The sequence below is a fragment of the Rhodococcus sp. (in: high G+C Gram-positive bacteria) genome (genome assembly GCF_049286785.1).
Classification (GTDB): domain Bacteria; phylum Actinomycetota; class Actinomycetes; order Mycobacteriales; family Mycobacteriaceae; genus Rhodococcus_F.
The window spans coordinates 1-8,267 of record NZ_JBAQEO010000270.1; the positions used below are offsets into that span (position 1 = coordinate 1).

At 65.5% G+C, this 8,267-nt stretch carries 6 protein-coding genes; 2 read left to right on the forward strand and 4 right to left on the reverse strand.

Annotated elements, in window-relative coordinates:
- Positions 1 to 334: 334 nt before the first annotated feature.
- The gene (gene leuS, locus WAW17_RS10760) at positions 335 to 3,199 is read right to left on the reverse strand and encodes a leucine--tRNA ligase (protein WP_422332969.1); all 2,865 of its coding nucleotides are present in this window, start codon (positions 3,197 to 3,199) and stop codon (positions 335 to 337) included.
- Between the two features lie 117 nt (positions 3,200 to 3,316).
- Here leuS and WAW17_RS10765 point away from each other — a divergent pair, with 117 nt between their 5' ends.
- The gene (locus WAW17_RS10765) at positions 3,317 to 3,718 is read left to right on the forward strand and encodes an SdpI family protein (protein WP_422332970.1); all 402 of its coding nucleotides are present in this window, start codon (positions 3,317 to 3,319) and stop codon (positions 3,716 to 3,718) included.
- Between the two features lie 17 nt (positions 3,719 to 3,735).
- The gene (locus WAW17_RS10770) at positions 3,736 to 4,701 is read left to right on the forward strand and encodes a DUF1648 domain-containing protein (RefSeq protein WP_422332971.1); all 966 of its coding nucleotides are present in this window, start codon (positions 3,736 to 3,738) and stop codon (positions 4,699 to 4,701) included.
- Positions 4,702 to 4,819: 118 nt separating this feature from the next.
- On the opposite strand, the gene WAW17_RS10775 is transcribed toward WAW17_RS10770, so the two are convergent.
- From WAW17_RS10775 to WAW17_RS10785, 3 genes are all read right to left on the reverse strand, one after another.
- A complete protein-coding gene (locus WAW17_RS10775) occupies positions 4,820 to 5,680 on the reverse strand; it encodes a DUF559 domain-containing protein (protein ID WP_422332972.1) in 861 nt (286 codons plus the stop codon).
- Between the two features lie 243 nt (positions 5,681 to 5,923).
- On the reverse strand, positions 5,924 to 6,688 hold the full coding sequence (locus WAW17_RS10780; RefSeq protein ID WP_422332973.1) for an AAA family ATPase: 765 nt from the start codon (positions 6,686 to 6,688) through the stop codon (positions 5,924 to 5,926).
- Positions 6,689 to 6,719: 31 nt separating this feature from the next.
- The coding region (locus tag WAW17_RS10785; RefSeq protein WP_422332974.1) for a DHA2 family efflux MFS transporter permease subunit at positions 6,720 to 8,267 on the reverse strand (1,548 nt) is incomplete at its 5' end.

Consider the following 8,267-nt stretch of genomic DNA (forward strand, 5'->3'; position numbering starts at 1 on the left):
TCGGCTAGAACGTGTTCTAGTGATGAGCGTAGCGCAGGGCTCGCCCGCCGGGGAACAGCCAGCTTCACCCGGGCTGCGGGAGCCGGGGTGAAACTTGCAACCCCCAAGGGTGCCTGTTCACGGACGCCGGCTCGTCCCATGATTGCCGAACCTGCCGAATCATCCGACAAAAAGGTGAATCACATGTTCTACAACAACATTCACTTCGCCTCCCGAAGCGTGGTGATCAGTTACGCCGCGCTCGTCATGTCGCTCGGTGGCGCGGCCGGCCACGGATGGTGTCGGCGTCAACCGACGACACGATCCGGGGCAGCCGAACCGCAGCACCCAGAGATCAGAGAACGATGTTGACCATCTTGCCGGGAACGACGATCACCTTGCGAGGTTCCTTGCCTTCGAGGAAGGCAACGATCTTTTCGTCGGCGAGGGCGATCTTCTCGATCTGCTCGCGCGACGCGTCCGCCGCAACGGTCACCCGGCTGCGAACCTTGCCGTTGACCTGAATCGGATACTCGACGGTGTCCTCCACCAGCCACTTGTCCTCGGCCACCGGGAACGGTCCGTGCGCCAGCGACTTCTCGTGACCGAGCCGCGACCACAATTCCTCGGCGAGGTGCGGGGCGAGCGGCGCCAGCATCAGGACGAGAGGCTCCACCGCCGACCTGGGGGCACCGTCCGGGTACGACTTGGTGAGATGGTTGGTGTACTCGATCAACTTGGCTGCGGCGGTGTTGTCCCGCAGCGCCGTGTAGTCCTCGCTGACACCCGCGATCGCCTTGTTCAGCGCACGCAACGTCTCCTCGGCCGGTGCGTGATCGGTGACCCGCACCGCGCCCGACTCCTCGTCGACCACCGCTCGCCAGGCACGCTGCAGGAAGCGCTGCGCACCGACGACGTCCTTGGTGGCCCATGGACGGGACGTGTCGAGCGGACCCATCGACATCTCGTACACACGGAGCGTGTCGGCACCGTAGCCTTCGCAGATCTCGTCGGGTGAGACGGAGTTCTTGAGGCTCTTGCCCATCTTCCCGTACTCACGGTTGACCTCGGCGCCCTGATGGAAGAACTTCCCGTCGCGCTCCTCCACCTCGTCGGCCGGCACGTACACCCCGCGCGCATCGGTGTAGGCGTACGCCTGGATGTAGCCCTGGTTGTACAGGCGACGGTACGGCTCACTCGAGCTGACATGGCCCAGATCGAACAGCACCTTGTGCCAGAACCGCGAGTACAGCAGGTGCAGCACCGCGTGCTCGACACCGCCGACGTACAGGTCGACTCCGCCGGGATCGTGGGGGCCGTGCAGTTCCGGACGCGGACCCGTCCAGTACCGTTCGTTCTCCTTGTCGCAGAACGTCTCCGAGTTGGTGGGATCGATGTAGCGCAGCTGGTACCACGAGCTGCCCGCCCACTGCGGCATCACATTGGTATCGCGGCGGTACGTCTGCAGGCCGTCACCGAGATCGAGTTCGACGTTCACCCAGTCGACCGCCTTCGCCAGCGGCGGGGACGGCTCGGAGGATTCGTCGTCCGGATCGAACGACACCGGCGCGTAGTCGTCCACCTCCGGAAGCACCACGGGCAGAGCAGATTCCGGGAGCGCATGCGCATTTCCGGCGGAGTCGTACACGATCGGGAAGGGCTCACCCCAATAACGCTGACGGGCGAACAACCAGTCCCGAAGCTTGTACTGGATGGTGCCCTTGCCCGCGCCCTCTGCCTCGAGGCGATCGGTGATGGCCTGCTTGGCGTCGGCGACACTCATGCCGTTCAGAAAGTCCGAATTCACGATGGTGCCGTCACCGGTGTACGCCGCCTCGGTGACGTCACCGCCGGCAATCACCTCGACGATATCGAGGCCGAACGCCGTGGCGAACTCCCAGTCCCGGTGATCGTGGCCGGGCACCGCCATGATGGCGCCCGTACCGTAACCGGTCAGCACGTAATCGGCGATGAACACCGGAAGCTTGTGTCCGTTCACCGGATTGACCGCGTAGGCACCCAGGAAGACACCCGTCTTCTCCTTGTTTTCCTGACGCTCGAGATCCGACTTCGCCGCGATCGACTTCCGGTACGCCGCGACGGCCTCCGCGGGGGTAGCCGCACCGCCGGTCCAGCGGCGGTCCACATCCGCGGGCCACTCGTCGGCCACCAGCTGATCCACCAGCTCGTGCTCGGGGGCCAGGGTCACGTACGTGGCACCGAACAGCGTGTCCGGACGCGTCGTGAACACCTCGATGTCGTGAGCGGTGGATTCACCCTCGCTCCGCTCGACCGCAGCCCGGAACCGCACCTGCGCACCGTACGAACGGCCGATCCAGTTGCGCTGCATGGCCTTGACCTTCTCGGGCCAGTCCAGGTACTCGAGATCGTCGACGAGACGATCGGAGTAGGCGGTGATCCGCATCATCCACTGACGCAGATGCTTGCGGAACACCGGGAAGTTGCCGCGATCGCTGCGCCCGTCGGCCGTTACCTCCTCGTTGGCCAGCACCGTGCCCAGACCGGGACACCAGTTGACCATCGAATCCGACTGGTAGACCAGGCGGTAGGAGTCGAGGACGGCCTGCTTGTCGGTCTCCGGGAGCGACGCCCAGTCCCGTCCGTCGTCCAGCGCCCGCTCACCCGAGACGAACTCCGCCTCGAGCTCCGAGATGCGCCGGGCCTTGCCGGCCTTCTTGTCGAACCATGCATCGTGGATCTGCAGGAAGATCCACTGCGTCCAGCGGTAGAAGTCCACGTCCGTGGTGGCGAAGGTGCGGCGCTCGTCGTGCCCGAGCCCGAGACGTCGCAACTGACGCTTCATATTGCCGATGTTGGCCTCGGTGGTGATCCGCGGATGCGTTCCCGTCTGCACCGCGTACTGCTCTGCGGGCAGGCCGAACGCGTCGTAACCCAGCGTGTGCAGCACGTTGTGGCCCTGCATGCGGTGATAGCGGGCGAACACGTCCGTCGCGATGTATCCGAGGGGGTGACCGACGTGCAGACCCGAACCCGACGGGTACGGGAACATGTCCTGGACGAACAGCTTGTCGGCGGGAACGTCACCGGCCAGCGGACCGACCGGGTTGGGCGCGTTGAAGGTGCCTTCCTCGCTCCATCGGTCCTGCCATCGCTGCTCGATCCGCCCCGCGAGCTCCGCGGTGTAGCGGTGCTGCGGGGTCACGTCGGGGGAGTTGGCTGGCTGCACGTCGTCGGTCACTGTGGTCGCTATCTACTTGGCTGACATTTCTTGGCTGGGAGGAATACCGCCAACCAGCGTAGAGCCTCACCCCACCCGGCCTCACCTGCGTGTCCACGTCCGCCGTATCCTGGACCCGTGCTGATTGTCTCCGTCGTGCTGCTCGTGCTCGCCGTCGCGGTCGCCGGTGTGGCCGTCGCAGGCCTCACCGAACACCTCCCGCGCAACCGGTGGGCCGGTGTCCGGACCCCCGAGACGATGCGGGACGACCAAACCTTCGCCCTGGCCAACAGGGTCGCCGGGCCCACACTTCTCGCCGCTGCCGGACTTCTCGTCCTCGGTGGTCTCGGGGGAATCCTGGTCGGCGGGGTGGTCGGAATCGGCGCCATCCTGGTCAGCATCGTCGCGGCAGCCGTCACCGCCGGTTCCGGTGGATCGCTCGGTGTCCGCGCCGCCGCGGCGGTACCCGTTTCCGAGACCGGTAGCTGCGGCAACTCCTGCGGAGCGTGCTCCCTGAAGGACGCCTGCCAGCCGTCCTGATCGGCTGACGGACTCTCGTGAACACTTCCCGCGTCGTCGACCCGGCCGGTGCCCTGTTCGGCATCCTGCTGCCGATCCTCGCCGCGGTGTCGGGCGTGATCCTCACCAAGGCGTGGGAGCCGCGGCTGCCCGCGGAGATTGCCACCCACTGGACCACCACCTCACCCGACGGCTTCGCCACTCCGATATCGAGTGCCTGGACGTTCGCCCTCGTGATCGTGCTGTTCGGCGCCGGTTGTTCCGCCATCGCGGCGCTGGCGCCGGCAATGCTCATGATTCGGCGCACCATGCTCGTCGTCGGACTGTCGTTGGTAGGACTCGTCCTGACCGTGCAGGTGATGATGCTGAGCGGCCAACTCGACGTCCCGTCCGCCGCCGACACCGAACTTCCGATGTGGTCGATCGGCCTGGGCGTGGTGCTCGGCGCCGTAGTCGGCGTGACGGCCGCCGGCCGGTTGCGGGACTACCGCCGCCGGGTGCCCGCCACCGCCCGGCCCGACCCCCGGTTACCGCGCACGACGTCACCGGATGCCGTGATCGACGATGTCGGCTTCCGCGCCGCAGGATCGGTGGTGTTGCTCGTACTTCTCGGCGTACTCCCCGGCGTGGGCGTCGCGCTGCTGGTGGACGCATGGTGGCCGCTTGCCGTGTTCGTTCCGCTGGGTTCGCTGATCGTGAGCCTGCTCCGGTTCCGCGTAGTGGTCGACCGATCGGGGATCAGCGTCCTGAACCTGAGGTTGCCTGCTCTCGCGTACGGCATCGACGAAATCGAGGGCGCGGAGGTCGCCATCGTGAAACCCTTCGACGACTTCGGCGGCTGGGGCCTCAAGGTGAAGGGAACCGGCAACTACGGGGTCGTCACCCGCACCGGCCCGGCCGTGATCGTCACCACCGCCTGCGGTGACCGCCTCACCGTCACCAGTCCGAAAGCGGAACAGATGGCGGCGGTCCTCAACACTCTCGCCGACCGCTCACGCCGGTGAGCACCTTGTCCAACGGCCCGGCGTATTCACGTGCTCCACATACGCCTCCGGTCCGCCGAGTTCGGTGTTATGTGCGAAATTCGCTCGGATAACACGCATAACACCGAACTCGGTCGTCTCACACCGGTGCGCCGGCCCGTCGAAGTGCCAGACGCACTCGTTCGACGAGGACGTGCGGTCGGCGGTACAACAGGTCCGCACTCACCCTGATGACGGTCCAACCCAACTCCGGGAGGACGGCGTAACGGTCGATGTCGCGCGTGCGCTGGTCGACATCGGTCCAATGATGCACCCCATCGTATTCGACCAGGACCTTCCATCGTCTCCATCCCATGTCGGCGCGCGCCAGGAAACAGCCGTCGTCGAACACCTCGATCTGCGTCTCCGGGAAGGGCAGGCCCGAGCGGACCAGCAGCAGACGGGTGTGCGTCTCGGGCGGCGATTCCGCCCCAGCGTCCACCAGTGCGAGAACTCTGCGCATCGACGCCAGGTCTCTCGCACCCTTGTGCCGGTGTGCAAGGTTCTCGATCTCGTGAACCTTGGTCCCGGTCGCGTTGCACAGCGCATCGAGCGTTGTCACGCAGCGATCTACATGCTTCCCCCGCGCCAGATCGAACGCGGTCCGTGCAGGTGTCGTCACGACGAACCCGTCGACCGTGCACGTCTCGATATCGATGGAACTGCGTACGATGATTCCGGGTACCGATCGGAGGTTTCCACTGCGGACGATCTCCGCAGGAAGAGTCGGGTCCAACCATCGTGTCCCGTGAACAGCGGCAGCCGACGTACCGACCAGCACCCCACCAGCACCTGCCCAGAGCCACGCAGCCTTCGCACGCAACAAAGCAGTCGGCTCGACGCCTCGCGCGACGTACACGTTCCGGTGCAGCCGAGTGAAGTTGTGCCCGAGCTGGTACCTGGTCAGCACTCCTGATGACACTGCCTCCGTACCACTGAACGGCTCGGTAAAGTCGATCATGGCGACAGGCTGCCTCGTTCGGCCCGCCTGTGGAACCCCTTATGCGTGGGCCTGTGTACAACTCCGCGTTGTCCCCAGATCCGAAAATCGATCGTTGCTCAGGCGGCACGGCCGGGACAGCTTTTCTCTCACCGTGATCGAGATAGCGGCAAATCGGATGGGGGAGGTCCCCCTCGACAGGGTTGATCGGACCGTGCCGACTGCATCCGTTACTCCTGCGGACCCTTTCGTACGGTCGGCCGGTCAGTATCTCAGCGCGTATGCGAGTCTCCGCCCGAGCGACTTCTTCCGCTGCGCAGCTTTGAAGCGTTCGTCCTGTTCGAGGATCTCCGTTGCGGCGGCGACCCGTTCGCGTGCCTCGGCGACGGCGTCGTCGATCGAAGTGACCAGGGGTAGATCGAAGATGTCGACGATGCGGGTGATCCGCTCGACGACGGATCCGCCCACGACATACATCGGGATTCCGAGTTCTCGGATGGTGTTCTGCAGGATGGTGTCGGACAAGTGGCGGAACGGTTCGGAGACCGGCCGGTGCCCGTCGGCGCGCAGCGGGAACTCGACCGGCAGATGCACGTAAGCGTCGTAGAGACGTGCGGCGCGCTGTTTGGACACTTCCCCGAACGCGCGCATGTACTCGAGGTACGGCCGCTTGCGTCCGGAGCCGGCGACCTGTTTGGCGGCACGAAGCAATGCGTTCGCGCCAGGGTTGATGCCGGTCTGCATACGCGCCTCGCCGTACACCCACTCGTGGACCACGGAACCGTCGGAAATGAAGCTGCCGTCGGTCGACTCGTTGTGCACCCGTTCCTCGAAGCGTCGCAGACCCAATTGCAGCAACTCGATCGAGTTGAGTTCGGCGACGTTTTTGCCCGGCGCGAGATCGACCAGGAGTTCACGCGATGTGAGCGCGTGGGTGCGTCGGATTCCCGTGGCAATCGACAGCGCTTCGGTGGTGGTCGACTTCCCGGTCGAGTACGTACCGGAGATGGCCAGTTTGAGATCAGGCATGCGCGTCCTCCATATGGCGAGGCGTGGCAGGTCAGTCATTCGCGGAATCCATCGGAACTCCGGGGTTGGCCAGCGCGGTTTCGTGAAGATCGCGACGCCGGATGAACGCGAACGCCACGACGGCGGACACCAGCGCGAGCACACCCGATGCGACCATCACGATGTGGAGCGCATCGACGAACGCCGCGGTACCCGCCTCCCGGACGGCCTGCCGAAATTCTTCGGGAACGGACGCGGCGACGGACTCGACACCACCGGCCGCTACAACGTCGGCAGCCACATGGACATCCTCGCCGAGCAGGCCGGTGACGGGTTGCTCGAGGAAGCTTCGGGACGCACGGTTACCGAAGAAGGCACCGATCGCCGCGATGCCGACCGCGAGACCGACCTGCTGGAACGTCTCGTTGATTCCCGAGGCGGCACCGGCCTTCTCCGGTGTCGTGATCGCGATGGACAGTGCCGCACGAGGCGGATTGAACAGACCCATGCCCAGCCCGATGAGCACCATGCTGGGTACGAGCGCCACCCACGTCGAGTCGTGGTCCACCCACAGGACCGCGAACAGGCCCGCAGCGATGAACACCTGGGATGCGCCGGTGAGCACGCCGGGTTGCACCTTCGCGACCAGCGCGCCGGCGACGGCGGCTGCGGCGAACAGCACCAGGGTCAACGGCAGGAATCGGACGCCGGCCGCAAACGCGGAATATCCCAGCACGTTCTGCACGAACGAGATCAACAGGAATAACGTGGCCATCGTGGATGCCGCGCACAGTGCGGTGACCACCGACAACCCGTTGAAGGTGACATTGGTGAACAAGGCGCGGTCGAACATCGCGTTGCCCGGCCGGGCGACCTGCAGCACCGCGCAGACGATCAGGGCGACGACGGCGATCGCGAAGATGCCGATGACCGTACTGCTGGTCCAGCCGTCGGATTCTCCACGCATGAAACCCAGTACCAGGAAGAACAATCCGACGGTGAAGGCGAGCAGACCGGGAATGTCGAGCGGGGGCGGTGTGGCCGAACGTGATTCACGCATCTTCGTCGCGGCCACCACGACCGCGAGGAGGGTGAGAGGAACATTGATCAAAAAGATCCATCGCCAGCCGATCGCGTCGGTGAGCACTCCACCGATCAACGGCCCGAACGCGATGGCCAGACCGCCGACCGCGCCGAACACGCCGAATGCCTTGCCCCTGGCCGCTCCCCGGTAGTCGTGGCCGATGAGAGCCGGTCCCACGGCGAACAGGATCGCGCCGCCGAGACCCTGCACGAGACGGGCGACGATCAAGATCTCGGATCCCGGAGCCCATCCGCAGGCGAGCGAGGCGACGACGAACACGACGAGACCGACGACGAAGACCCGGCGCCGCCCGATCCGGTCGGCGACCGCGCCGGCCGCCAAGAGGATTGCGGCGAGACCGAGTGCGTATGCGTCGAGGATCCATTGGAGAGACGAGAAGGAGGCGTCGAACTCGGCGCGGATATCCGGCAACGCGACGTTGACCACGGTGAGGTCGAGCATCAGCATGAACGTCGACACGGACACCACGAGAAGGGTCCACTTGGCGGCCGGAGC

Coding starts and splice junctions, on each gene's coding strand:
- WAW17_RS10775 (WP_422332972.1), bottom strand. CDS start 5,680: ATGATCGACTTTACCGAGCCGTTCAGTGGTACGGAGGCAGTGTCATCA.
- WAW17_RS10780 (WP_422332973.1), bottom strand. CDS start 6,688: ATGCCTGATCTCAAACTGGCCATCTCCGGTACGTACTCGACCGGGAAG.